Here is a 26129-nt window from a genome sequence, read left to right as displayed (position 1 = left end):
GCGGGAACATTCCGCACAGTTGGACGTGTTGCTAAGTTCGTTGATGATTAACGAAGTTTGACATCAACCACTGTACTCCCGCTCCACCACTCGCTTACCACCTCCGAACACCGGCCCGCACGAGGAGCACGACATGCCCACCTCCGCCTCCGAACGGACGCAGGACCCCCACGCCGGCACCAACCGGCTGACCCGCTTCATCGCCGGGCGCCGCAGCGCGTGGGTCGTGGCCCTGCTGCCGCTGCTGCTGGCCGGCTTCATGTTCAGCCTCGGCGAGGCGGAGCGCGAGGAGCAGACGGTCGACTCGCTGCCGGCCGGCTTCGACATCACCGAGGCGACCAAGATGCAGGAGGAGGCCACCGAGGGCGAGGACCTGGTGGCGATCGTGCTCTGGACGGCCGACGAGGGTGAGTTCACCCAGGCCCAGGTCGGTGAGCTCCGGGAGTACGTCGGTCAGGCACCCCTCCTCGTCGCCGACGACAACACCGCCGCCTACACGGTGCGTCCGGTGGAGGACGGCGACTCCGCCGGGGTCAGGGACCAGGTCAAGGACCTGCGCGACGAGGTGGAGGGCAGCTCCCCCGACGGCGTCACCGCGGAGGTCACCGGCCCCGCGGGGCTGCGCGCCGACTTCGGCGAGGTCTTCGCCGGGGCCGACGTCACCCTGCTCATCGCCACCGCCTCGATCGTGGCCGTGCTCCTCATCGTGACCTACCGCAGCCCGATCCTGTGGGTCGTGCCGCTGACCGTCGTCGCGGTCGCCGACCGCCTGGCCGCGATCACCGCCACCCAGGTGATGCAGCACGTCGACGCCGTGGCCTGGGACGCCTCGACGGTCGGCATCCTCTCGGTGCTCGTCTTCGGAGCCGGCACCAACTACGCCCTGCTGCTCATCTCTCGCTACCGCGACGAGCTGAAGATCGAGGAGGCCCGCCACGTCGCGATGGCCCGGGCCCTGACCCGCACCGCCGAGTCGGTGCTCTTCAGCGCCACCACCGTCGTGCTGGGTGTGCTCACCCTACTGCTCTCGGCCACACCCACCACCCGTGGCCTGGGTCTGGCCTGCGGCATCGGCATCGTGATCGCCGCCGCCTTCGCGCTCATCGTCCTCCCGGCCGCGCTGGTGCTCTTCGGCCGTTGGATCTTCTGGCCCAAGGTGCCCAAGGTCGGCGAGCCGCAGCTGGTCGACAGCAACGGCTTCTGGCACCGCGTCGGCACCCAGGTCAACCGTCGCCCCGGCACGTTCGTGGCGGTCACCCTCGCTCTCATCGCCCTGATGGCCGTCGGCTTCACCCAGGTCAAGACCGGGCTCAGCTCGGAGGAGCAGTTCACCCAGGTGCCCCAGGCGGTGACCGCCGCCGAGCGTCTCGGTGAGTCGTTCCCGGCCGGCACCGCCTCCCCCACCGAGGTCGTCACCCGCGACGACGCGCGCGAGGTGCTCGCCACGGTGGAGGACGTCGAGGGCGTCACCTCGGCCCGCATCACCGCCGAGAACAACGGCATCACCGTGGTGCAGGCGACGTTGGAGGCCCCGCCGAGCTCCGACGGGGCCGGGGAGACCATCGTGGCGCTGCGGGAGGCGCTCGAGGGCTACGACGAGACGTACGTCGGTGGCTCGGACGCCGAGAAGGTCGACGTCGACGAGGCGACCTACGGCGAGCGGCTGCTCATCCTGCCGATGATCGCCCTGCTCGTGCTCGTGGCCCTCATGCTGCTGCTGCGCTCGATCGTGGCGCCCCTGCTGCTGGTCGGCACCGTGATCGCGACCTACGCCGCGGCGATGGGTCTGTCGTGGTGGGTCTTCCGGGGCATCTTCGACTTCCCGGCGCTCGACCAGACGGTCCCGCTCTTCGCCTTCCTCTTCCTGGTGGCGCTGGGCATCGACTACAACATCTTCCTGGTCACCCGGGCCCGGGAGGAGGCGCTGACCCACGGCAACCGACGCGGCGTGCTGCGGGCCCTGACCGCCACCGGTGGCGTCATCACCAGCGCCGGCATCCTGCTGGCTGCCGTCTTCGCGGTGCTGGGCGTGCTGCCGCTGGTGCTGCTGGCCCAGCTCGGCATCATCATCTTCATCGGTGTCCTGCTCGACACGCTGCTGGTCCGCACCGTGCTGGTGCCCGCGCTCGCCATCACCCTGGGCGACAGGTTCTGGTGGCCCCGCAAGCCGGCCCGTACGGTGGAGGGATGACCGATCAGATGAATGACCGGACCGCCATCTCCTCCGACTCCCCCACGGTGCGCGACAACCCGGAGCAGAACCGCTTCGAGGTGCTCGTGGGCGAGACCCTCGCCGGGTTCGCCGACTACCGGCGCAGCGAGGGCCGCATCGACTTCACCCACACCGAGGTGTTCGAGCAGTTCGGTGGGCGGGGGCTGGCGAAGACGCTGGCCGCCGCCTCGCTGGACGAGGCGCGCGCGCAGGGTCTCGCCGTGCGGCCCTACTGCCCGCTCTACGCGCGCTTCATCGCCAAGAACTCCGACTACCTCGACCTGGTGGCCGAGGGTGATCGCGCTGAGTTCGACCTCGCCTGACACCACTCTCGTCAGGCGTCGAGCGCGGCCTCGATGTCGGCAGCGATCTGCTCCGGCTTCGTCGTCGGGGCGTAGCGCTTGAGCACCTGGCCGTCGCGCCCGACGAGGAACTTGGTGAAGTTCCACTTCACCCGGTCGCCCAGCACGCCGGACTTCTGCTCGCGCAGCCACCGGTAGACCGGGTGGGCGCCGGGGCCGTTGACCTCGATCTTGGAGAACATCGGGAACGACACCCCGAACTGGCCGGTGCAGAAGTCGAGGATCTCCGCGTCGTCGCCGGGCTCCTGGTGCTTGAACTGGTCGCACGGGAAGCCGAGCACGCTGAAGCCGCGGTCGGCGTAGGTGTCGTAGAGCTTCTGCAGGCCGGTGAACTGCGGGGTGAAGCCGCAGTGCGAGGCGGTGTTGACCACCAGGACCACCTGGCCGTCGAAGGTCTTGAGCTCCGTCGGCGTGCCGTTGATGGCGTTGGCGGAGAAATCGAAGAGCGATGTCATGGCGCCAGTGAACCAGCGGCCGCCCCACCGGCAACCCGTTCTCACGGATCGACCCCCTCCGCCCGACGAACCAGACGCCACAGGCGCCCGCCCCCTGGTGGGGACGGGCGCCTGCCTGACCGGTTCGATCCGCGAAGGGATCAGTTGGTGAGGGTCACCGTGCCGCGGGTGACGGAGGTGGTGTTCTGCTGGTTGTCCGTCGGCTCGATGACGACGTCGTACGTGCCGGGCGCCAGCCAGCAGTCGACGGTGCCCTTGCCGACCCAGGTGCCCTTCTTGTTCTTCAGGCCACCCAGGGCGACGGGGTAGCTGTACTCGCTGTCCTGCTGGCGCAGGGAGGCGAGCACGTAGCCGACGCCCGACTGCTTGTCGGTGGCCTTGACGGAGTAGGAGACCTGCCAGCGGTTGTCGCCCACGCGGCCGGTGGTGGGCGTCACGGTCACGGCGCCCACGGTGGGAGCGGTGCGGTCGGTCTTCGACGTGACGGCCAGACGCGGCTTCAGCTTGCCGGTCAGCGACTTGTCCTCCGGGTAGGAGGTGAAGTTGCCGGCCTTGTCACCGACGGAGGCGTTGACCACGGTGGCCTTGCCCTTGCCCACCCACTTGGGGATCGTGGCGGTGCCAACCAGCTTGCCCTTCTTCGGGGTCAGGGAGGCAGCGGCGATCGTCTTCTTGGCGGTGCCGATCATCACGGTGCCGTAGCCCATGCCGGAGCCACCCTTCTCGGCGAAGGTGGCGGTCACCTTCACCTTGGCGACCTTCTTGGTGGTGTTGACCTTCTTGGTGCTGAAGGTGATCTTCTTCAGCGTCGGCGCCTTGAGGTCGGGCTTGGAGATGACGTTGAAGAACGACGGCATGCCCATGTCGGCCAGGTCCGAGGTCTCGTAGCCCTGGTAGGAGTCGCCGCTGGAGAGGTCGACCGACAGGTCGTGGCGGCCGTTGCCCGCACCCTTGGGCACCGAGACCTTGACCTTGAAGGTGCCGGCCTTGGGCTTCGACTGGTAGCCGAACCGGTCCTGGCCCTTGCCGACCGGGTCGCCGTTGACGAAGACGTAGTCGAGCTTGGGTCCCGACGTGGTGCCGGAGACGATGACGGTGCGCTCGCCGGTCTTCACGTTGACCTTCGTGGGGCTCACGTTGAGTGAGGTGAGCACGGGCTCCGCCGGTTCGCACGACGGGTCGAACGCCTGCGCGGGCGCGGTGGTGACGGCGACGAGGCCGCCGAGCGAGAACGCCCCGGCGATCGCGGCCGCGGCCGCCCGTCGCACCGTGGTGGGTGCAGTCATGGTTTCCCCCTGGGATGAGATGGCACCGGCCGACCAGGCCGGTGGTGTGACCGGGCCAGTGTGGCGGCTCCGGACCGGCTTGGGAACACACCCCGCCGCCGTGGACCAGTTGGTTAACGACCGTTCACCGCACGGACGCCGCCATTCGTGGACGAGGACACTCTGGGCCCTTGGCAGCCGCCGACGCCTCAGCCAGAGTGAGTGATCCAGGTCACTCTTCCCTCGGGAGGTCCCGTTGCCGTCCACGTCCACCGCATCGCCCGCACTGTCGTACGCGGCTGGCGAGACGACCGTTCCCCTGCTCGCCGTCACCATCGGCGAGGCGTTCGACGCGACGGTCGCGCGCCACCCCGAGCGGGAGGCGCTGGTCGAGGTCGCCTCGGGTCGCCGGTGGACCTGGGCCGAGATGCAGCGGGACGTCGACGCCTTGGCGCGTGCCCTCATCGGCGCCGGCCTGGCCGCTGGCGACCGGGTGGCGATCTGGGCGCCCAACTGTGCGGAGTGGACGCTCGTGCAGGTGGCCACCGCCAAAGCCGGGATCGTGCTCGTCAACGTCAACCCCGCCTATCGCACCCACGAGCTCTCCTACGCCCTCAACCAGTCAGGGGCGCGCATGGTCATCGCGGCCACCGACTTCAAGTCGAGCGACTACGTGGCGATGGTCCGCGAGGTGCTGCCCGACTCGCCGCAGGTGGGCGAGGTCGTGCACATCGGTACGCCCTCGTGGGACGCCCTGCTGGCCCGCGCGGGCGACGTCGACGCGGCGGCGCTGGCCGAGCGTACGGCCTCGCTGAGCCCGACCGACCCGATCAACATCCAGTACACCTCGGGCACCACCGGATTCCCCAAGGGCGCGACCCTGAGCCACCGCAACATCCTCAACAACGGCCACTTCGTGACCGAGATGATCGGGCTGACCGAGAGCGACCGGCTCTGCATCCCGGTGCCCTTCTACCACTGCTTCGGCATGGTGATGGCCAACCTGGGGTGCATCACCCACGGCACCACGATGGTGATCCCGGCGCCCGGCTTCGACCCCGGCGTCACCCTGCAGACCGTGCACGACGAGCGCTGCACGGGGCTCTACGGCGTGCCGACGATGTTCATCGCGATGCAGAACCATCCCGACTTCGACTCCTTCGACCTCTCCTCGCTGCGCACCGGGATCATGGCGGGGTCGGTCTGCCCGGTCGAGGTGATGCGGCGCTGCATCGACGACATGCACATGGCGGAGGTCTCGATCGCCTACGGCATGACCGAGACGTCGCCCGTCAGCTGCCAGACGCGGGTCGACGACGACGTGGAGCGGCGTACGGCCACCATCGGCCGCGCCGCACCGCACGTCGAGATCAAGGTGGTCGACCCGCTGACCGGTGAGACGCTGCCGCGCGGGGAGGCGGGCGAGTTCTGCACCCGCGGCTACTCGGTGATGCTGGGCTACTGGGACGACCCGGAGAAGACCGCGGAGGCCATCGACGCGGACGGCTGGATGCACACCGGCGACCTGGCGGTCATGCGCGAGGACGGTTACTGCACGATCGTGGGCCGCATCAAGGACATGGTGATCCGCGGCGGCGAGAACATCTATCCGCGCGAGATCGAGGAGTTCCTGCTCGCGCACCCCGACGTGGAGGACGTGCAGGTGATCGGGGTGCCCGACGAGAAGTACGGCGAGGAGCTCTGCGCCTGGATCCGGATGCGTGCAGGCGCCCAGCCCCTTGACGCCGAGGCGGTACGCACCTTCGCCTCCGGCAAGCTCGCGCACTACAAGATCCCGCGCTACGTGCTCGTCGTCGAGGAGTTCCCGATGACGGTCACGGGCAAGATCCGCAAGGTCGAGATGCGCGAGGAGACCGCGGCGCGACTGGGGTTGGTCGAGCGCGGTCACGGCTGACCCCGGCCCTCACCCGTGACGGGCGACGTCCTCGCAGAGCACCTCGGGCCACCGCGCGACGTCGTGGGGCGTACGCGCGACCTCGAGGCGAGCGTTCGGCAGCAGGTGAGCGAGGGCCTCGGCGGTGGAGACCGGGTGGGTCGGGTCGTCGATCCACGCCAGGATCGTGACCGGCACGTCGATGCCGGCGATGGCCTCGCGCGGGGGCAGGTCGCTCAGCGCGGCGCCCCGCATGAGTGAGGGCAGCAGCTCCTCGGAGACGTCGGGCACGGTCTCCGGGGTGCCGGCGGTGGCGGGCGGGCGCGGCACCATGCGGCTCGCCTGCACGAAGGCGTCCATGCCGATCCGCTCCACGATGTCGGCGGCGCGCAGGTAGTCCGCCGCCTTGGCCTGCCGGGTCTCCCAGGCGGTCGGCGGCACCAGCAGCGTCAGGCTGGTGAACCGCTCGGGGTCCTTCACGGCCGCGTGCAGCAGCGTGGCGCACCCCATGGAGGGCCCGACGCCGTGCACCGCCTCGCCGGGCAACCAGGCGTCGAGCAGCGCGAGCAGGTCGTCGGCGATCGCGTGCCAGCGGTAGTCCTCGGCGACCGCGCGCCCGGTGGAGCGGCCGTGACCGCGGGCGTCGTAGCGCAGCAGCCGGGTGCCGCTCAGACCCCGGCCGAGGTCGAGGTCGAGCAGCCGGTCGCGCCGCCGGCTCGAGGTGAGCCCGTGCAGCTGCACGACGGGGTGGCCGCCCTCGTCGCTGAGCTCGACGTCGAGCACGGCCCCGGGCACGGAAAAGGTCGGCACGCGATTGCCTCCTGCCTGCGGGGTGGGGGCGCCTACGCTAACGCCATGCGGCTGACCAACGTTGCGCATCTCCGCCTGCCGTTCGGTCGGCTCCTCGGCTACGACGTCACCGTCGGCCCGCCCGGAGGCGAGCTGCCCGTCTCCTTCGACCAGGCCCGTCACGTCGGCGCCGGCGACCGCGCCGGGTCGTGGATGGCGCTCTCCTTCCGGCTGCCCCACGCCGTCGAGCCCGACGACCTGGCGACCGCGTGGCTGGCCGTGGTGCAGCGCCACGGCACCCTGCGCACCGTCTTCACCCCCGGCTCCGACGGGCCTCGGCTGCACGAGGTCGAGGTCGGCCCGGGTGGGTGGACCGAGCACCCGATCTGGCCCGGGCAGGCGGTCAATGCGGCGTTGCGCGACGTGCTCGACGACGCCTGCGCGCCCTACGCCACTCCCTCCCACCGGCTCTGCCTGCTCACCACCGCGGACGGCCCGACCGTCGTCGTGGGCGCTGACCACGCCCACACCGACATGTGGTCGATGCTGGTGATCGCCCGCGACCTGCTCTCCGCGCTCGCTGCCGTACGCCGCGGCGAGACGCCCCACTTCGCGCCCGCACCGGCGTTCGCCGAGCACACCGCGGCGCTGGAGCAGCGGGAGGCGGCACCTGCGGACGTACGGGAGCGGTGGGCGCAGGTCATCACCGACGGCGGCGGCGTGATGCCGCGCTTCCCGATGCCGTTGGGCGAGGTGACGACGCTGCAGCGCGAGCGGGTCGAGGTGCGCGACGTGCTCGACGTCGACGACCTGGCTGCCTTCTCGGCCGAGGCCCGGGAGCGGGGCGTCTCGACGCTGGCGCTGGTGGTCTCGTCGATGACGGAGGTGACCCGCACCCTGGCTGGGCAGCCGCTGCGGGCGCTCTTCCCGGTGCACAGCCGCTACGAGCCGACCTGGCACGACTCGGTCGGGTGGTTCATCACCAACTCGGTGCTGGTCTGTGACGACCCCGAGCCGCGGGCCAGCTCGGCTGCGGTGAAGGAAGCCGTCGAGCTGGGGTCGTGGCCGCTGGCAGACGTGCTCGCGCCGTGGGGCGGGATGCCCGACGCGCCGGGCATGTTCGCCATCTCGTGGCTCGACCTGCGGCGCCTGCCGGTGCGGGTCGATGCGGCAGGCCTGGAGGCGCAGTACGTCGGCGCGGAGGTGCTCACCGACGGGGTGATGCTCTGGTTCGTGCTCGACGAGACCGGGCTGCACCTGCGCTGCCGCTACCCCGACACCGAGCTGGCGCGCCGCAATGTCGGCGGCTGGCTGGACGCGCTGGTCGCCCACGTCTGCGCCCACGCCCAGGTCTCCGCCGGCGGACGGCTGCGGGTCGCCGACGAGGTCTTCCGCGTACGCCGCGCGCAACGCGAGGACGTACCGGCCCTGGTCGCGCTGCTCGCCGACGACCCGATCGGCGCCACCCGCGAGGGCGCAGAGCTGGTGCGCTACGAGACGGCCTTCGACGCGGTCGCGCGGGACACCTCCCACTACCTCGCCGCTGTCGTCGACGCCGAGGACCGCATCGTCGGCACGATGCAGCTGACGATCCTGCCCGGGCTCTCGCGTGGCGGGGCCACCCGGATGCAGGTCGAGGGCGTACGCGTCGCGTCGGCGCTGCGGGGGCGTGGTCTGGGCGCGGCGATGCTCGGGTGGGCGCACGGTCACGGGGCCGCGCGCGGCGCGACGCTGGCGCAGCTCACCACCGACCTGGCCCGCGACCGGGCGCGCGCCTTCTACCTGCGACTCGGCTACGAGGAGACCCACGCGGGGTTGAAGCGGAAGCTCTGAGCGACCTCGTGCACAACTTCGCGGCGGGTCATTGACCGCCACCCACCCGGGGAGGATGCTGGGTGGGTCCGGCGCCATGGTGACGCCGACGTCACTGGGGGTTCGACGATGTTGGAGTCACGGCGGCCTGCCGCACTGCTGACCACACTGCTCACCGCGGGCGCACTCGGCCTGTCAGGCTTCGGCCTCTCCGGCCTCGCGACCGCCTCCTCGGCCGCGCCGGCTCCGGCGGGTGCCGCCGAGGTCGCGGTGGCCGAGGCCTCGCCCTCGGCCCGGGCCGCGGCGAGGAAGGGCCTGCGCGTGCGGGTCCTGAAGCCCAAGGCCATGCGCAAGCAGGTGCGGGTCACCGTCACCGGCCCCCGGCAGAACGGCAAGAAGTTTCGCAAGGTGATCAAGGCGACCCGTTGGTGGCCGAAGGTCAAGCCGGGCGTCTACCGGATCAAGGCCAACACGTTCCGCAAGTACGAGCAGCGCGTGGTGCCCACCGTCAACGTCGCGAAGGTGCGCATCCCGCGCTCGAGGAAGTTCCGTGAGGTCAAGGTCACCTACGCCAACCCGCGGTTCTGCACCGGCCAGGGCTACTCGCTGAAGGCGTGGGGCGACAACACCCACGGCCAACTCGGCACCACGAGCCCCGCCTGGACGACCAGCCCCACCACGAACCGGTGGATCAGCGGCCTCACCGCAATCACCGGGGCGCGCTCCTCCACCTACGCCCTCTGCAACGACGGCAGCGTCTGGGCGTGGGGCCTCAACTCCTCCTACCAACTCGGTGTCGGCCACACGAAGAACCGGCACTACCCCGTCCGGGTCCACGAGGTCAGCGGCGTGACGGCCCTGGCCGCCGGCACGGAGACGGCCTACGCCCTGACGGCCGACGGCAGGGTCTGGGCATGGGGCTCGGGCCGCTACGGCGAGCTCGGCAACCGGCGGTCCGGCTTCGGCACGGTCGCCACGAAGCCGGTGCCGGTCTCCCTGCCCCCCACGATCGTCCAGATCGCGGCGGGCGGGCGCTCCGCCTACGCCCTGACCGACGAGGGCGAGGTCTACGCCTGGGGTGCCGGTGGCGTCGGTCAGCGCGGCAACGGCACGACCGGCGCCGAGACGCCGCGCCCGGTCAAGGTGGCGGGTCTCGACGACATCGTGGAGATCGACGCCGGCCAGGTCACCGCCTACGCCCTCGGCGAGGACGGCACGATGTATGGCTGGGGTGGCAGCAACCAGGGGGAGATCCCCAACGTGGCGCCCTCGACCAACACGCCCGCAGGCATCGCCACCGGCGTGACCAAGATCGGCGCCAGCCAGTCGGCCGGCTTCTTCGTCACCGGGACGCTCCACGGCTTCGGCTCCGGACGCCACCACGACTCCGGTCGCGACACCGGCGGCAGCCCGACCACACCCGACGCGGTGCCCGGGCCCGACGGTCTCTTCTCCTCGGTGCTCGACCTGGTCGGCAAGGGACACACCTCCTACCTGCTCGACGAGGAGGGATACGTCTACTCATGGGGCGACAACAACCGGGGCCAGGTGGGCCTGCGACCGATCACCGGACCGGGGGCTGACGAGGGCCTGCTGCCCCAGGAGATGAACTCGGGTGAATACAACGCTCCCGCGAGGGCGATCGGAGCCGGGCAGTTCAACGGCTACCTGCTCTACAGCTCGTCGGAGATCCCGCGCTGACCGGAGCCCCCGACGCAGAGGCAGGCGTGACGCCGTGGTGGGTGCTGCACGTCGACATGGACCAGTTCATCGCGGCGGTGGAGGTGCTGCGGCGCCCCGAGCTGGCGGGGATCCCGCTGGTCGTGGGCGGGCGCGGCGACCCGACCGAGCGCGGCGTCGTCTCGACGGCCTCCTACGAGGCGCGGGCCTTCGGGGTGCGCTCGGGCATGCCGTTGCGTACGGCCGCGAAGCGCTGCCCCGACGCCGTGGTGCTGCCGGTCGACAAGGAGGCGTACGACGCGGTGTCGGCGGTCGTGATGGAGACGTTGCGCTCGGTGCCCGGGGTGGTGGTGGAGGTGCTCGGCTGGGACGAGGCGTTCGTCGGCGTCGAGACCGGTGACCCGGAGGCGGTGGCGCGGCAGATCCAGGCCGACGTGCTGGCGGCGACCGGACTGCACTGCACGGTCGGCATCGGCGACACCCGGGTGCGGGCGAAGACGGCGACCGAGTTCGGCAAGCCGCGCGGCCTCTTCCGGCTGACCGCCGCCACCTGGCCCGAGGTCATGGGGTCGCGTCCGGTGCGCGACCTGTGGGGCGTCGGCAGCCGGATCTCCCAGCGGCTCGAGGGGCTCGACATCCGCACGGTCACCGACCTGGCCGAGGCCGACGAGGCGCTGCTGGCAGCAGAGTTCGGACCGCGCACCGGCCCGTGGCTGGGCGAGCTGGGGCGCGGCGGCGGCAGCGCGGTCGTGGACGACACCCCGTGGGTGCCGCGGGCCCACGGCCGCGAGACGACCTACCAGCAGGACCTCACGACGTACGCCCAGGTCGAGGCGGCCGTGCAGGCCCTCGCCGAGCAGGTGGTCGCCGACATCCGCGCCGAGGGTCGGCCCTGCCAGCGGGTGCACCTGAAGGTGCGGTTCGCGCCGTTCTTCACCGTCAACCGCTCGCGCAAGCTGGCCGAGCCCACGTGGGAGGTGGAGGTCATCGCCGCGACTGCTCTGGGCCTGCTCGCGAAGCTGGAGGACGACCGTCCGATCCGGTTGTTGGGGGTGCGGGCGGAGATGGTGGCGCCGGAGGGTGGCTATCCCCGCTGAGGGGGGTCGGCACGGGAGCTGCGATCCGCCTCACACCTGGATTTTTCACGGTGTCAGCCTTGGCAAATCGTTCATACGATCGCGCCATGGCGACCCAGAGATCGACCGTGGTGGTTGGCGCCGGCATCTCGGGGCTCGTGGCTGCCCGGCGCCTGCGTCAGCGAGGCTTCGGCGTGACCCTCCTCGAGGCCTCGGCGCGGGTGGGCGGCCAGATCGAGAGCCGTGAGGTCGCAGAGGGGGTCTGGCTCGACCTCGGCGCCGAGTCCCTCCACCTCTCCGCGCCCGGCGTGGCGGCGCTCGTCGACGAGCTGGGCCTCACCGACTCGGTGGTGACGGCCACGCCGGGCAGCAGCCGGCTGGCGACCCGTCGCGGTCTGCGGCCGCTGCCGGCCGGGGTCGGACCGGCCGGACCCTCGCGCCTGGCGCCCGTGCTGACCAGCCGCACCCTCACGCTGCCCCAGCTGGTGCGGGCCGGTCTGGAGCCGGTCGCGTCGCGTCGCACGACTCCACTCTCCCCGGACGCGGACGTCTCGGTCGGCGACTTCGTGACGAGCCGCTTCGGTCGCGCCATCAGCGACACCTTCGTCGACCCGCTGCTGGGCACCCTGCACGCCGGTGACGTCAGCCGGCTCAGCCTGCGCGCGTGTGCGCCGATGCTGGTGCCGAGTGCGAGCAGCGGGAGGTCCCTGCTGCGCAAGCGTGCGAAGGGCGCGGCGGTGCAGTTCGCCACCTGGCGGCAGGGCCTGGGGGCGGTGGCCGACGCCCTGCTCGCGACCCCGGGGCTGGAAGTGCGCACCGGCTGCCGGGTGACCGGCATCGAGCCGACGGCAGGCGGGGGCCACCTCCTGCACACCGACGGACCCGGCACGCTCGCCGCCGACGCCGTGGTCGTGGCGGTGCCCGCCGACGCGGCCGCGACGCTGCTCGGCGGGGTCGCGCCCGGAGCGTACGGACCGCTCACCGCGGTGGAGACGGCCGACGTCGTCACCGTGCTGGTCGCCGTGCCGGCCGGTGCCGCCCGCCGCCACCTGCACGGCACCGGGCTGATGGTGGGCTCCGGGTCTGGGCGGCTGCTCAAGGCCGCCACCTTCTCGAGCGCGAAGTGGCCGCACCTGGCCGACGACCGCGAGCAGTGGCTGCGCCTGTCGGCCGGACGGGTCGGCGACGACCGGATCGCCGGACTCGACGACGACCAGCTGGTCGCGGCGCTGATGCGCGACCTGCGCGAGCTGACCGGGCTCGACATTGCGCCCACGCGGACGGTCGTACGCCGCTGGCCGGGCGCCCTGCCGCAGCTCACCGTGGGCCACGCGCAACGGATCGCCGCGGCACGGGCGGCTCTCCCGCCGGGCATCGCGCTGGCCGGCGCGGCCTACGACGGCCTCGGCCTGGCCGCGTGCGTGCGCTCGGGCGCGACCGCAGCCGACCAGATCAGTCAGGAGAATCCATGAGCCAGCGAACGGCCGTCCGGCAGCTGCGCCACGACGTGGGCGAGCGCCCCATGATCGCCATCTGGGAGGTCACCCGGGCGTGCGCGCTGGTGTGTCGCCACTGCCGTGCCGACGCCCAGACCCGCGCCCACCCGCGGCAGCTCTCCACCGAGGCGGGCAAGGCGCTGCTCGACGACATCGCCGGCTACGGCGCGCCCTACCCGATCGTCGTGCTCACCGGCGGTGACCCCTTCGAGCGGCCCGACCTGCCCGAGCTGGTGCGCCACGGCACGTCGCTGGGGCTGCACGTCGCGCTGTCGCCGTCGGTCACGCCGCGGCTCACGCCCGACGTGCTCGGCGAGCTGCGTGAGGCCGGCGCGAAGGCGGTGTCGCTCTCGCTCGACGGCGCCAACGCCGCCACCCACGACACCTTCCGCGGCGTGCCCGGGGTCTACGACGAGACCCTCACCGCGGCGCGATGGGTGCGCGAGGCGGGCTTCCGGCTGCAGGTCAACACGACGGTGACGCGCGCCACCGTGCTCGAGCTGCCCGAGGTCCTGCAGACCGTCCTCGACCTCGAGGCCTCGCTGTGGAGCGTCTTCTTCCTCGTGCCGACCGGGCGCGGGAGCGCGCTGCAGGCGCTGGACGCCCGGGAGACCGAGGACGTCCTGCACTGGATGCACGACGTCTCCGACCTGGTGGCCGTCAAGGCGACCGAGGCGCCGCACTACCGCCGGATCGCGATCGAGCGGGCCCGCGGCATCCGCCCCGTGCTCGGCGACCTGCACGCCGAGCTGACCGCCGCGACTGCGGGCGTACGGGCCGGTCGGGCTGGTCAGGAACGGCGGCCGCGGCCCCCGATCGACGTCAACTCCGGTCGCGGGTTCGCCTTCATCGACCACCTCGGCGACGTCTACCCGTCGGGCTTCCTGCCGATGAGGTGCGGCAACGTGACCGAGCAGAGCTTCCGGGAGATCTATGCCACCAGCCCGGTGCTGCGCTCGCTGCGCGAGCCCGCCGGCTTCCACGGTGCCTGCGGCACGTGCGAGTTCGCCGAGGTGTGCGGCGGCTCCCGGTCGCACGCCTACGCCGTGACCGGCGACGTGCTGGCCTCCGACCCCAGCTGCCTGCGGGTGGTTGAGGCGGTCGGGTAGCAGTCGCGGGGCCGTGGGGTGGTGCCCGTTCCACATACAGACCGGTGGTTCGTCGACGGCGCCGACGGGCAGATGATGACCTCGTGACCCGGTTCCTCGATCATGACGCGGCCCTGCTGGTGATGGCCGACAAGATGGCTGAGCTCAAGCCACGCCTGCGGGGGTGGCTCCACGCAGGCTCGGTCCCGCTGGTGGTGGCCGCCGGCATCGTGCTGATCGTGCTGTCCCCCTCGGCCGGCACGAAGGTCGGGTCGGCGGTCTTCATCGCCTCGGCGCTGCTGACCTTCGGCGTCTCGGCGATCTATCACCTCGGCACGTGGGAGCCGGCCATCTGGGCCCTGCTGCGCCGCCTGGACCACTCCAACATCTTCATCCTGATCGCCGGCACCTACACCGCCTTCGCGATGCTGCTGCTGCACGGCGACGCCCGCGCCTGGCTGCTCACGGGCATCTGGACCGGCGCCGTGCTCGGCGTGCTCTTCCGCGTCTTCTGGACCGGCGCCCCGCGGTGGCTCTACACGCCGATCTACCTAGCCCTCGGGTGGGCTGCCGTCTTCTTCATCCCCGACTTCATCGACGGCGCCGAACGCCTGACCACGCCGATGGCGATCACCACCCTGGCCCTGGTCCTGGCCGGCGGGCTGCTCTACACCCTCGGTGCCGTCGCCTACGGGCTCAAGAAGCCGAACCCGCACCCCGAGTGGTTCGGCTTCCACGAGGTCTTCCACACCTTCACGATCCTGGCCTTCGTCGCGCACTACGTCGGTGTCTCGCTCGCGACGTACGCCCTGCGCTGAGGGCAGTGACGGCGCGCCGGGCGTTGGCGCACTGAAGGCGAGGTCTCTGCACGACTGCGCCTTCGCGAGCAACACGCACAGGCCCGACTCCCGCTGCCGGATGTGCAGTGCGCCATATCGAGTGGTGGTCCGAGGATGAAACAGGGGATGAGGTGTCGGCCGACAGACCCACAACGCGACGGGGTCGACCGAGCATGGCGATGCGCCCGGTCTGGGCGCGCTGCCCTGACCGGTTGCCCCCTCGCCAGAAGGTTCCTTTGCCGTGAAGTCCACACCCAGCACGTCTTCCGCCTCGACGATGCCGTCGCCCACTCGACGCACCCTGCTGGCCGCCTCGGCCTGGTCGGTGCCGGTGGTTGCGCTCGCGAGCGCTGCTCCGGCATACGCCTCGAGCGGCTGCCTGACGACGAGCTATCAGCTCAACTGGGGTGAACAGGGCGCCTGGACCTACGGCCTGACGGGTCCGGCCACCCCTGGCAACGGCGTGGGACAGATCGTGGCGATGCCCGTGAGCGCGCCGGTGGCTGGGCAGGTCTTCGACCCGTTGTCGATCACCTTCACCAACACCTTCCACGGGAGCATGCAACGCTCCGGCAACCTCACCACCGAGGGCAACATGATCGTGACGCCAGGGGCGGTTGGCGGCACGGGGGCCCGCGGCCTGGAGATGTGGCAGCAGATGGGATCCACGGCGTCGCGGACCGCTTCGACCGTCCACAACGACCGCCAGACGATCACCTTCGACTTCGGGCGTCCGGTGACGAACCTGTCCTTCACCATCACCGACATCGACGCCCATCAGCCCGCCACCTCGACAAATGGTCAGTACCGGGACGCGGTCTACGTCTCTCAGGCACCCACCTCCTTCTCCCTCGGTAGCCGGGTGACGGGTCAGGGCACGCAGGCGTCCCCGTGGACGCCGAACGTGACCACGAGTTCGTCCACGGGACTGGACAACGGGACGGACAATCGGGGCAACGTCCGCCTGACCTACGCCGGTCCGATCCAGGCCCTGTCGGTGACCTTCTACAACACCGAGACCCGGCGGTTGAGTTCGAATGGCAGCCAAGCCATCTACTTCACCAACTTCGACTTCAGCGCGAACTCCTGCGTCTGAGTCGACGCACGCGTTCCAGAACCTTCGGGCACCTCAGAGCGCGAGCTGCTGCACCTTTGCGACGGCTTCGTCGCGAGTGCGTACGCCCAACTTGCGGTAGGCCGACGCCAGGTGCGACTTGACGGTGTGGACCGACAAGAAGAGTTCGTCGGCAATCTCCTGGCGCGTCCGTCGAAGAGCCAGGAGTCGCAGCACGTCGACCTCGGCGGGAGTCAGGGGAGCGCTGGTCAGCGTGACGCACTCGAGAAGCGGCACGTCGTGCTTGCGCACGAGTGCGGCGGCCGTGGCTCCCTCGGTGGTGTCGGCGATCAGCTCCAGGCCTGACGGCGTGAGGTACGCGAGCATCGACAGGACACCTCGTTGGAAAACGGTGGTCAACGTGTCTCGCAGGAGGGCGCGGGCCTCGTCTGACTGGCCACTCTCGTGCAAGGCCTGCGCGCGGAGCAGACGCAACGCCAGGGCGGGACGCACGTCGGATCCGCTCGTGTCCTCGGCGTCATGGGGCGTCACCACTTGGTCGATGCGGCCAAGGGTGAGGTGGTGGACGCGACGGGACACGACGGCCCAGGGGTCGGAGTCGACGACGCCGTGCGGCTCAGGCGCGCCGGGGGCACGGCACATCAGCCGGGCCTGGGTGAGGGCGACGGCCTGCCAACCGTCGGAGCCGGGCTGGGGCAGACCGGCCGCCGCCACCGCGTCGCAGATCTCAGCGGCACTGGAGGCCCGTCGCGTGATCGCCAGGTGGCGGACCTGGACGTGGAGGGCGACGGCCCACCATTCAAGGTGGCTCAGGGGCGAGGGTTTCTCCTGGCGGATCTTCTCGGCCCGATCGAGCTCCAGCGACTCCAATGCGATGAAGTAGTCGACCAGCCAGAGAGTGTCGTCGATGAGGGTCTCGACCCAACTCTCGGTGTGGGCCAGGTCGTGGGCCCTGGTGGCCCAGTGCTGGGCTTCACCCATGTCACCGGCCATGGCGTGGGTCAACGCCATCTTGGCGGCGGTGTCGCGGGCAGCGAACGGGAAACGCGCGGGCCGGACGGGGCTCGCCCCTCGCAGGAAGTGGGCGCGGGCCGCGACCAGGTCTCCGGCCAGCAATGCGGTGGAGCCAGCCTGCAGGGCGTAGATGGCGGCGATGCCGTCGGAGGTGTCGAGGAAGGCGCCACTGATGCGACGAATCGCAGGGGCGGCATCGTCGATGCGCTCCATGGCGGCGACGGGCCGACCCCGCATGCGCAGGTCACCGGCTTCGATCGCTGCGGTCTGCACCAAGCGCCTGGGGTCGTCACTCGACAAGGGGCGCCGGGGCGCGACGGGTGCAGACACGGCAGCCCCGGTCAGGGCAACCACGAGCGCAGCGCCGGCGCCGATGCAGGCGGGGGGCTCGTGCTGCTCGATCAGTTGCCGCAACTGGGTGGGGTCACAGGCATACCAGAGCTCGAGCCAGTTTTCTTCGAGGTGGGCGTAGAAACCCTCGTGCTCGCCCGCATCATGGAGAGCCATCAACTCCTGGCCGGCCGGTGTCGTCACTGCCGGTCTCTGGTCGCCCACGGTTCAGTCCCCCCTTGCCGCCAGTCGGCCGCCAGTCGGCCGCACGCTCGGCTCACCGGAGTCTAGAAGGCATCCCTGCTTTCTCATCGTCCAACTCTTCGACATCACCCGGACCGACTCCACGCCGAGACCGAGACGGCCAAGTACAGCAACTGCAACTGACACACCAGCTCGACGATCGAACGCACATGCTGAGCGCCTCCCACTGGGGTCACCTTCTGCTGGAGGTCGCAGTGGTCCTGGCGGGTTTCGACCTCCTCAGCGGGCGTGACGGCCTCACCCCGGACGTCCCTTCCGTCGGCTCCCAGAGTGCTCCACGTCGGCCCAGCCAGGGTCGGGACAGGAGTCACCACCATGATCGAAAACATCCACGTCGGTCGCGGCCTCACCCGCGGATCGATGACCGTCTTCCCGCTGTGGGCCCCGCGCACCGGCCCCAGCACCCACACCGTCTCGCCGCGCACCCTCGACGTGGCCGAGACCGACGGCGGCCCGCAGGTCGACACCCTCGTGATGGGCAACCACGGAGACAAGGCCGTCCTCGTGCTCGAGGGTCAGCTCTTCGAGGGCGGCTGGCAGCACCGGATGGCCACCAGGCCCGTGATGATCGGGATCCACCAACAGGTGCCGGTCGAGGTGGCCTGCGTGGAGCAGGGCCGCTGGGAGGGCGAGCGTACGCAGCGCTGGCCGCCGTGCCACGCCGTGGGTGCGCGAGTCGGTGCGGAGCCCCTTCGGCGTCGGCCTGCCTGCCCGGGCAGGCCGGCGTCCTGATCGGTGTCGGTGGTCTTCGTCTCCTCGGCGCTGCTGACCTTCGGCGTCTCGGCGATCTATCACCTCGGCACCTGGGAGCCGGCCATCTGGGCCCTGCTGCGCCGCCTGGACCACTCCAACATCTTCATCCTGATCGCCGGCACCTACACCGCCTTCGCGATGCTGCTGCTGCACGGCGACGCCCGCACCTGGCTGCTCACGGGCATCTGGACCGGCGCCGTGCTCGGGGTGCTCTTCCGCGTCTTCTGGACCGGCGCCCCGCGGTGGCTCTACACGCCGATCTACCTAGCCCTCGGGTGGTGCGCCGTCTTCTTCATCCCCGACTTCATCGACGGCGCCGAACGCCTGAGCACGCCGATGGCGATCGCCACCCTGAGCCTCGTCCTGGCCGGCGGGCTGCTCTACACCCTCGGTGCCGTCGCCTACGGGCTCAAGAAGCCGAACCCGCACCCCGAGTGGTTCGGCTTCCACGAGGTCTTCCACACCTTCACGATCCTGGCCTTCGTCGCGCACTACGTCGGCGTCTCGCTGGCGACGTACGCCCTGCGCTGACGCGGTCAGGTCCACGCAGCGCAGGAGCGTCTGCGGGGTGCCCACCGCGAGCACAGTGCGGTCGGGCCGCACCAGCGCCGCGGGACGACGCCCGAGCCACCGGTCGAGCTCTGCCACGTCGTCGACGGACAGCACGACGACGTCGAGCGCCTCGAGGCGGTGCGCGAGCTCCCCCGCCGGAGCGGTTCGCACCACCATGGCAAAACGACCGCCGACGAGGTCGTCCAACCTCGTTCCCGTCTCCAGCACCGGGTTCGGACAGAGCGCACCGACGACGCGTGGACGCCACCAACGTCGTTGGTTGAGGTCGGACCTGGCGAGCGCCGGGGTGGCGCTGTCGAGGACGCGGCCGCGGATCCCCGGGACGTTCACGAGACGGGGAACGACGAGGCCGCGCAGTCGGTTCCCGACCGGGCCGCCGGCGGTCATGGCGCGCCCGATGCGGCAGGCGAGGCGGACCATGGCCCGGGCGTGGGGGACGCGCTCGGCCTCGTAGCTGTCGAGCACCCGGGCCGGCAACGTGCCGTGGACGACAGCCGCGATCTTCCAGGCGAGGTTGGCTGCGTCGCGGATGCCCGCCCCCATCCCCTGACCGATGAACGGTGGGGTCAGGTGGGCAGCGTCGCCGAGGAGGAAGACCCCGTCGCGGTGCCAGCGGTCGGCCAGCTGCGCCTTGAACGTGTACTCGGCGAGGCGGACGACCTCCAGGTCGGCGAGGTCGGTGACCCAGGGGGCGAGGAGCGGGGCCAGGGCGTCGAGGGCCTGGAAATCGACGGCCGCCTCGCCCTCACGGAGCGCGAACTCCCACCGGTGGCGGGTCCTTCCGATGCGCATGTAGGTGGCGGCGCGCCTGCTGTCGCAGACCTGGTGCACGCCACCCCAGTGCCCCAGGTCCCGCGGGGTCGAGATGTCGACCACGAGCCACCGCTGCTCCTTGAACCCGAGGTCCCGCATCCTCGACCCGATCGCGGTCCGCACCATGCTGTTCGCGCCGTCGCACCCGAGGACGAATCGAGGACGGACCCGACGGACCTCTCGGGTGGCGAGGTCGACGTACTCGACCTCGGGCGCTTCGTGGCCGTGCGTGCGGACGGTGGTGACCTCGACGTGGCCACGGAAGGTCACCAGCGGCAGCTCGCGCATCCGGGTCCGCAGGACGGCCTCGAGGTCGGGCTGGTCGAACATGTTGGCCTGCGGATAGCCGTTGGACGTCTGGGGGTCGGTCCGACAGAACTCGGCGAGCGTCGTGTGGGTCGGCGACAGGAGCCGCAGACCAGCCCCCGGGATGGACAGCGTGGCGAGCTGCTCGCCCACACCCAGGCGGGCCAGGATCCGGTAGACCTCGTCGTCGAAGTGCACCGCGCGGGGCTGGGTGAACACGTCGTGCCAACGGTCCAGGAGCAGCGTCCGGACTCCGGCCTGGGCCAGCAGGATCGCCGCCGTGACTCCTGTTGGACCAGCGCCGACGACCACCACCTCCGGCTGCTCGGGTGGCCAGTCGCCTCCGGGCCGGCTCGCCACGGGACCGGCGAGCTGCGCGGCAGGGTCCTTCACGGTGAGTCGGTGGTCCACGTGGGGACGACCGCGTACGTGGTCATCGTGCGACCACCTCGCTGGCGAGGGCGAACTCGTCCAGACGGGCCCGGACGGCAACGGCGTCCGTGTCAGGCCCCGTGGTCACCACGACGCCCACCCCACCGTCCTCCACGCGGCCCTCGACGCCGAGCACCCCGGCGACGTCGGCCAGCGCCTCCTCGACGGCGCGGCGCGCAGCGTCGGCGCGCAGGGCGAGCTTGTAGGGCTTGCCGACGTCGGTCACGGGCAGCGCGTCGATGACCGTGACCGACCTGGGCCGTGCCGCAGCTTCCAGGTCGGAGGCGGCGATGAAGGTCTCCAGCTCGCCGGGAGTCGTCTCGGCGCCCGGTGCGAGGGTGACGTACGCGACGGGGACCTCCCCGGAGTGGGCGTCCGGTCGACCCACCGCAGCCGCATCGGCCACCGCGGGGTGGGCCCGCAGCGCATCCTCGATCGCGGCGGGGTCGATGTTGTGCCCGCCGCGGATGATCAGGTCCTTGGCGCGGCCGGTCAGGTGGACGAAGCCGTCGTCGATGCGGGCGAGGTCGCCGGTGTCCAGCCAGCCGTCCCGGACCTTGCCGAGGTGGTCCAGGACGAAGCCGTCCTCCCCTCGCCCGGTGACGTATCCCGCGAAGACGGTCGGGCCGCCGACGAGGAGGGTGCCGACGCAGCCCTCGGGCACGTCGGTCCAGGAGCCGTCCGGGGCGACGTCGACCACCCGGAAGTGCTGGTAGGGCAGCCTCTTGCCGACCGATCCCGGGCGGGGGTCGGAGACGAAGGAACGGGCGCTCGCGCACGTGCCCTCGGTCAGCCCGTAGCCCTCCAGGAGGGGAACCCCGGTGTGGTCCTCGAAGGCCCTCCGCACGGCGGGTGGCAGCGCAGAGGCCCCGACCACGGCGAAGCGCATCGACGAGATGTCGGCGTCGACCGGACACCCGGCCAGCACGGCGTACACGGTCGGGACAGCGCTCATGGTGGCGACGGAGAAGTGCTCGATGATCCGCCAGACCTCACCGTAGAACGCCGGGTCGCGGTAGCCGAGCGGGCCGGCCCAGACGACTCGCTGGCCCTTGAGCATCGGCGCGAGCATCGTGACGTGCAGGGCGTTCACGTGGAAGAGCGGCAGCGCTCCGAGGATGGTCGCCGGTTCGTCGTCGTCCGGGTCCGCGGCGGAGTCGGCGGCGATGAGCCAGGCGTTGACCACCTGGTTGGCGTGGGTCTGCGCGGCCAGCTTGGGGGTGCCCGTCGTGCCGCCGGTGTGGAAGACGGCGGCGATGTCGCCGGCGGTGTGGGGGTCGTCGAAGCCGCGCTGCTCCAGGTCGGCCGCGTCGAACAGGTACTCGACGGCCACGTCCGTGGGCGGCGTCACGGCCGAACGGGTGCCGTCGGTCGGGTCGAGCAGGTACAGGTGGTCGAGGTGGCCTGCCGCGGCGACCTCGGAGACCTTGGCCCAGACCTCGCCGTCCAGGTCGGGCGAGGCGACGACGGCGTGGCGGACGCCAGCGCGCTGGAGGAGGGTCGTCAGGTGCTCGGTGCTGAGGCCGCCGTTGAGGGGCACGGCGACACCGGCCGCCTGGACCCCCAACATCCCCGGGACCAGCTGGAGGCAGTTGGGGGCAACGATCGCGACGGGGGTGGTGGGCGCGACACCGCGCCGGACGAGGGCGTTCGCGACCCGGTCGACCTGGTCGAGGAGCTCTCCGAACGTGAGGCTCACCGTCTCCCGCCACCGGGCAGCGTCCGGCATCGCGACCATGGCCGTGCGCTCCGGCCACTGCTCGGCTGCGCGCCGGACGACCTGGTAGGTCGTGGCGGGCAGGTCCCGCGCGGCGAGGGGGACGGCTTCGATCCGCTCGACGTCGTCCGGGGTGGCGAAGGCCGGCCAGGTGGCGTCGACGGACGCGGCGGCGCTCACTGGTCGACTCCGGACTCGTGGCGGACCGTCGTGCGCTGCCGCCCGAGGTCGAGCTTGCCGTCGGCGGTCGCGACCCGGATCTCGACCAGGTCTCCGTCGGCGAGGTACGACGTGTTCCTGGCCTGGGCCTTGAAGAAGGCCTTCCACTTCACCGCGGGCGGCAGGAGCGCACCGATGATCTCCACCGGCTTGGGTGGGGCCTTCAGCGCCGTGCCGCCGGGAGTCCCGGTGAGGACGAGGTCGCCCGTGGACAGCGGCTGGAAGCGGGTCAGCCCCCGGAGGGCCTCGAGCGGCGGGTAGAGCATGTCGTCGCCGACGACGGCGTCCTGCCGGACCTGGCCGTTGACCCACAGCTGGAGCCGCAGCTCCGCGAAGCGCTCCCAGTCACCGGGCTCCAGGACCACGAGCCGGGGGCCGACCGGGGTGAAGGTCGGGTAGGACTTGGCCTCGAAGAACTGGGTCTTCGGCAGCTGCAGGTCACGGGCCGAGACGTCGTTGGTCACGACGAGCGCGGCGACGTGGTCGGCGACGTTCTCGGGGGGCAGCGTGGTCCCGACCGGCAGGTCCTTCCCGATCACCAGCCCGACCTCCACCTCGTAGTCGAGGAAGCGGACGTGGGACGGCTTGACGATGTCGTCGCCGGGTCCGCTGATCGAGTGCGAGGTCTTGCGGAAGAAGGTCAACGGGACGGTCTCCGGGTTGAAGCCGGAGTCCTTGATGTGGCTGACGAAGTTCGTCATCTGGGCGACCACGCGGCACGGTGAGGTCACGGGCGCCTGGAGCCGCCCCTCGGGCAGCTCCTTCTCCTCGCCGCCCACGGCGAGGTCGATGGACGTACGGTCGGCGAGCAGCTCGGCGGTGCTGCCCGCGGAGGTCTGGACGAGGGTGCCGGTGCGGGCCGACTTCTCGACGTACCAGCGGTCGGCGATGCGGATGACGTTGATGCTCACGAGTTGGCCACCTTCAGGAGCCCGCGGAGGCGGGTCAGGTCGAATTCGTTGTCGGAGCTCCGCAGGGCGGAGAGGAAGGAGCGGGCCTCGGCCAAGGACTCACGGCCGGGCTTGATGCCCATGAAGTCCGCCGTGGCCGGCGGCCCCCACTGCGCGAGCCCGGAGGCCGTCATGGGGGCCCACCCGGGTTGGAGGGTGTTGTCGAACATGTCCCCGTCGGTGAAGTGCTCAACGAGGAAGCCCTTGTCGTCGCGCCAGTAGTCGAAGATCTGGCTGCCCTGGATGTGGCGGCCGATCCCCCACGAACGCTGGTAGCCGGCGTCCTTGAGGAACTCACCGCCGGCGGCGAGCACATCGAGGTCGGCGACCTGGTAGGCCGAGTGCACGTAGCGCGCCCGAGGGCCGAGCGTCATCGCGAGGGTGTGGTGGTCTGCCGGCTCGCTGCCGCGATCGCACCGGATGAAGCTCATCGTCGGTCCCCTGGACCGTTGGCCTTCGTAGAAGAGGAAGTCGCTGACAATGAGACCGAGGTTCTCGAGGTACCAGTCCAGGGTCTCCCGGTAGCGCGGCGTCTGGAGCACGACGTGGCCGAGGCGTTCGACCTTCGCCGGCTCGCGACGCGGGCGCTGGGTGGTGTTGACGCGCGGGCGACGCCCGCCGAAGTTGTGGACGAGCGGCTCCTGCCCCGGCAGCGCAGGCAGCGGGTGGCACCCGGTCACCACGCGGACCCTCGCGCCGCTGGGGTCGCGGACGTCCACCGTGGCGCCGCCCAAGGCTTCCGGCAGGGGGGTCACGGGGGCGTCGAGGTGTCCGGCGAGCCGGAGAAGGTCGGCATCGTCGGCCGCTAGGAAGGCGGGCCCGGTGAACCGGGAACGTGCGCCACGCCGGACGATCACGGCCGGGGTCCCCGGCAGGGTGCCGCGCAGGTGCAGCTCGTCCGGGCCCTTGAAGCTGGTGGCGAACCCGAAGGCGTGCGCGAAGACCTCGGCGCCGTCCAGGTCCGGCTTCTCGAACTCCAGCCAGGCCAGGTCGCGCACCTTGATGACGGGGTGCTGGGCCCGGCCGGGGTGCTCCCCGGCCAGCGCTCCCTGCTCGCTGTGCAGGTCGTTGTGCGTGTGGTGGATGGACATGGCCTCTCCCTTTTGACTGAAGCAATCGTCAAACACAGCGGGAGGCGACGTCAAGGCTTTCTGACGAAATCGTCAGTTTCGATGGCCCAGACTAGAGTTGCAGCCCGGAAGACAGCGAAGAGGAGGCAGTGGGTGTCGGCTGCGAAGTCTCAGGCGGCGAGCCGGCGAGGCGCGCAGCGACGGGCACAGACCAGGTCCGCCCTCATCAAGGCTGCCCAACGGCTCATCGCCGAGGAACGGACCAACGTCGCCATCCTGGAGATCACCCAGCTCGCCGACGTGGGCATCGGGTCGTTCTACAACCACTTCGAGAGCAGGGACGAGCTCTTCGAGGCCGCGGTCCACGACGCCCTTGAGGTGCAGGGGGCGTTCCTCGACCAGCTCACGACCGGGCTGGACGACCCCGCCGCAGCCTTCGCGCGGAGCTTCCGCATGGTCGGACGCCTCCACCGACACGTCCCCGAGCTGAGCAAGGTGATCCTGTCCAAGGGAGCGTCCCTGATCACCTCCGACCACGGCCTCGCCCCCCGCGCCCTGCGGGACATCCGCGCTGCCGTCGAGGCAGGCCGCTTCTCCACCCGTGATCCGGGCGCCGCACTCCTGATCGCCGGCGGCGCCGCCCTCGCCCTCGCCCAGCAGCTCCATGAGCATCCCGAGGTCGACGCCGCCGTCCTCACGGACACCGTGACCGAGTCGCTGCTGCTCATGCTGGGCCTCAGCGCCGAGGACGCCCGCGACCTCGTCGCGCACGACCTTCCCGAGGTCGACGGGCCGTTCGAGGGTCGCCCGAAGGCGGCGTCCTAGGTCCCGGCTCTTGGCGCGAGGGCAACGCCACGGTCGAGCGTCAGGCCAACGTGCGGGCCTCCAGCAGCGACGGCCCGTACCAGGTGAGCAGCCGACCACTGACGAGCCGGGCCGGGGTGCGCTTGAAGCACTCCGGTCCGTCGTCGGCGGTGAAGACGTAGGGCTCGTCGGGCAACAGCACGAGGTCGGCCCGCCCGTCGTCGAGGGTGGCGACGTCGACCGTGGGGTAGCGGTCCTCGGAGCCGGCGTACGCGTTCTCCCAGCCCAAGCGGCGCAGCAGGTCACCGGTGAAGGTGTGCGAACCAACCACCATCCACGGGTCGCGCCAGATCGGCATGGCCACGCGCGCGGTCACCTCGGGCAGCGGCCCGCACCACAACTGCCGCGCCTCCTCGAGCCAATCGGGTCGGGGCCAGCGCAGCACCTCGTCGAAGAGCTCGTCGTAGGCCGCGAACGCCTCCGGCACCGACTCGATCTCCGCGACCCACACGCGTAGGCCCGACTCCCGCAGCCGACGCACGTCCAGCTCGCGGTTCTCCTCCCTGACCGTGACGACCACGTCGGGCTCGAGCGCCCGGATCGCCGCGAGGTCGGGGTTTTTCGTGCCCCGGACCCGGGTGACGTCGAGGTCAGCCGGGTGGGTGCACCAGTCGGTGGCGCCGACGAGCGCCTCGGGACGGGCGGCGGCCAGCGCCTCGGTGATCGAGGGGACCAGCGAGACGACGCGGGTGGCGGGCGTGCTCATACGGGGTGACTGTACGAGGGCCAAGGGGAGCATTGTTGGCACCTGGTGCCGGGAACGCTCCACCTAAGGCTCCTC

The 26129-nt window shown here is 71.2% G+C and carries 21 protein-coding genes and 1 pseudogene; 13 read left to right on the top strand and 9 right to left on the bottom strand.

The genetic code is table 11. From position 1 onward, the window contains the following. Positions 1–133: 133 nt before the first annotated feature. Together IEQ44_RS07670 and IEQ44_RS07665 are read left to right on the top strand one after the other, a co-directional pair. The gene (locus IEQ44_RS07670; protein ID WP_193637865.1) at positions 134–2191 is read left to right on the top strand and encodes an MMPL family transporter; all 2058 of its coding nucleotides are present in this window, start codon (positions 134–136) and stop codon (positions 2189–2191) included. Further along, positions 2188–2535, top strand: coding sequence for a GNAT family N-acetyltransferase (locus IEQ44_RS07665; protein ID WP_227487119.1), 348 nt, complete (start codon positions 2188–2190; stop codon positions 2533–2535). The genes IEQ44_RS07670 and IEQ44_RS07665 overlap by 4 nt, the downstream gene beginning before the upstream one ends. 11 nt (positions 2536–2546) lie before the next feature. Here the strand turns inward: IEQ44_RS07665 and IEQ44_RS07660 are convergent, their stop codons facing one another. Further along, a complete protein-coding gene (locus IEQ44_RS07660; protein WP_193637864.1) occupies positions 2547–3029 on the bottom strand; it encodes a glutathione peroxidase in 483 nt (160 codons plus the stop codon). Between the two features lie 140 nt (positions 3030–3169). Then, a complete protein-coding gene (locus IEQ44_RS07655; RefSeq protein WP_193637863.1) occupies positions 3170–4315 on the bottom strand; it encodes a hypothetical protein in 1146 nt (381 codons plus the stop codon). 235 nt (positions 4316–4550) lie between these two features. On the opposite strand from IEQ44_RS07655, the gene IEQ44_RS07650 reads away from it, so the two are divergent. Continuing rightward, positions 4551–6209, top strand: a complete 1659-nt coding sequence (locus tag IEQ44_RS07650; protein WP_193637862.1) for an AMP-binding protein — start codon at positions 4551–4553, stop codon at positions 6207–6209. 9 nt (positions 6210–6218) lie between these two features. Here the strand turns inward: IEQ44_RS07650 and IEQ44_RS07645 are convergent, their stop codons facing one another. Next, the gene (locus tag IEQ44_RS07645; RefSeq protein WP_193637861.1) at positions 6219–6998 is read right to left on the bottom strand and encodes an alpha/beta fold hydrolase; all 780 of its coding nucleotides are present in this window, start codon (positions 6996–6998) and stop codon (positions 6219–6221) included. Here IEQ44_RS07645 and IEQ44_RS07640 point away from each other — a divergent pair. From IEQ44_RS07640 to IEQ44_RS07610, 7 genes are all read left to right on the top strand, one after another. Beyond that, entirely contained in the window at positions 6918–8810 is a 1893-nt protein-coding gene (locus tag IEQ44_RS07640; RefSeq protein ID WP_319804559.1) for a GNAT family N-acetyltransferase, read from the top strand. The genes IEQ44_RS07645 and IEQ44_RS07640 overlap by 81 nt on opposite strands. Positions 8811–8918: 108 nt before the next feature. After that, positions 8919–10490, top strand: coding sequence for an RCC1 domain-containing protein (locus IEQ44_RS07635; protein ID WP_193637860.1), 1572 nt, complete (start codon positions 8919–8921; stop codon positions 10488–10490). Between the two features lie 26 nt (positions 10491–10516). Then, positions 10517–11566 carry a DNA polymerase IV gene (locus tag IEQ44_RS07630; protein WP_319804558.1) on the top strand — a complete coding sequence of 350 codons (1050 nt, stop codon included), beginning with the start codon at positions 10517–10519 and terminating at the stop codon, positions 11564–11566. Positions 11567–11652: 86 nt separating this feature from the next. After that, positions 11653–13017 carry a protoporphyrinogen oxidase gene (gene hemG / locus IEQ44_RS07625; RefSeq protein ID WP_193637859.1) on the top strand — a complete coding sequence of 455 codons (1365 nt, stop codon included), beginning with the start codon at positions 11653–11655 and terminating at the stop codon, positions 13015–13017. After that, a complete protein-coding gene (locus IEQ44_RS07620) occupies positions 13014–14150 on the top strand; it encodes a TIGR04053 family radical SAM/SPASM domain-containing protein (protein ID WP_193637858.1) in 1137 nt (378 codons plus the stop codon). Before hemG ends, IEQ44_RS07620 begins: the two co-directional genes overlap by 4 nt. A gap of 83 nt (positions 14151–14233) precedes the next feature. Next, complete coding sequence (trhA, locus tag IEQ44_RS07615; RefSeq protein WP_319804557.1) at positions 14234–14947, top strand: PAQR family membrane homeostasis protein TrhA; 714 nt, start codon at positions 14234–14236, stop codon at positions 14945–14947. Between the two features lie 262 nt (positions 14948–15209). Next, positions 15210–16064: a lysozyme family protein gene (locus IEQ44_RS07610; protein WP_193637857.1), complete on the top strand. Its 855-nt coding sequence runs from the start codon at positions 15210–15212 to the stop codon at positions 16062–16064. A gap of 33 nt (positions 16065–16097) precedes the next feature. On the opposite strand, the gene IEQ44_RS17885 is transcribed toward IEQ44_RS07610, so the two are convergent. Then, the gene (locus IEQ44_RS17885) at positions 16098–17612 is read right to left on the bottom strand and encodes a response regulator transcription factor (protein ID WP_193637856.1); all 1515 of its coding nucleotides are present in this window, start codon (positions 17610–17612) and stop codon (positions 16098–16100) included. Positions 17613–17966: 354 nt separating this feature from the next. Between IEQ44_RS17885 and IEQ44_RS07600 the strand changes: the two genes are divergently transcribed. Together IEQ44_RS07600 and trhA (IEQ44_RS07595) are read left to right on the top strand one after the other, a co-directional pair. Further along, positions 17967–18383 (top strand): ARPP-1 family domain-containing protein, encoded by a 417-nt coding sequence (locus tag IEQ44_RS07600; protein ID WP_193637855.1) that lies wholly within the window; start codon positions 17967–17969, stop codon positions 18381–18383. A 3-nt stretch (positions 18384–18386) separates the two neighbouring features. After that, positions 18387–18935, top strand: a complete 549-nt coding sequence (gene trhA, locus IEQ44_RS07595; protein WP_193637854.1) for a PAQR family membrane homeostasis protein TrhA — start codon at positions 18387–18389, stop codon at positions 18933–18935. Positions 18936–18950: 15 nt separating this feature from the next. Here trhA (IEQ44_RS07595) and IEQ44_RS07590 read toward each other — a convergent pair. From IEQ44_RS07590 to IEQ44_RS07575, 4 genes and pseudogenes are all read right to left on the bottom strand, one after another. After that, positions 18951–20408 (bottom strand): annotated as a pseudogene (locus IEQ44_RS07590) (bifunctional 3-(3-hydroxy-phenyl)propionate/3-hydroxycinnamic acid hydroxylase); the annotation flags it as partial. A gap of 121 nt (positions 20409–20529) precedes the next feature. Continuing rightward, complete coding sequence (locus IEQ44_RS07585; protein ID WP_193637853.1) at positions 20530–22425, bottom strand: acyl-CoA synthetase; 1896 nt, start codon at positions 22423–22425, stop codon at positions 20530–20532. Continuing rightward, entirely contained in the window at positions 22422–23375 is a 954-nt protein-coding gene (locus IEQ44_RS07580) for a fumarylacetoacetate hydrolase family protein (RefSeq protein ID WP_193637852.1), read from the bottom strand. Before IEQ44_RS07580 ends, IEQ44_RS07585 begins: the two co-directional genes overlap by 4 nt. Then, on the bottom strand, positions 23372–24505 hold the full coding sequence (locus tag IEQ44_RS07575; RefSeq protein ID WP_193637851.1) for a VOC family protein: 1134 nt from the start codon (positions 24503–24505) through the stop codon (positions 23372–23374). Before IEQ44_RS07575 ends, IEQ44_RS07580 begins: the two co-directional genes overlap by 4 nt. Positions 24506–24637: 132 nt before the next feature. On the opposite strand from IEQ44_RS07575, the gene IEQ44_RS07570 reads away from it, so the two are divergent. Then, positions 24638–25309: a TetR/AcrR family transcriptional regulator gene (locus tag IEQ44_RS07570; RefSeq protein WP_319804556.1), complete on the top strand. Its 672-nt coding sequence runs from the start codon at positions 24638–24640 to the stop codon at positions 25307–25309. Between the two features lie 40 nt (positions 25310–25349). Here IEQ44_RS07570 and IEQ44_RS07565 read toward each other — a convergent pair whose 3' ends face one another. Continuing rightward, entirely contained in the window at positions 25350–26054 is a 705-nt protein-coding gene (locus IEQ44_RS07565) for a helical backbone metal receptor (RefSeq protein ID WP_227487118.1), read from the bottom strand. Between the last annotated feature and the right edge of the window lie 75 nt (positions 26055–26129).

It is taken from the genome of Nocardioides malaquae, from assembly GCF_015070385.1.
Lineage (GTDB): Bacteria > Actinomycetota > Actinomycetes > Propionibacteriales > Nocardioidaceae > Nocardioides > Nocardioides malaquae.
This window is presented reverse-complemented; position numbering and strand designations above follow the sequence as displayed.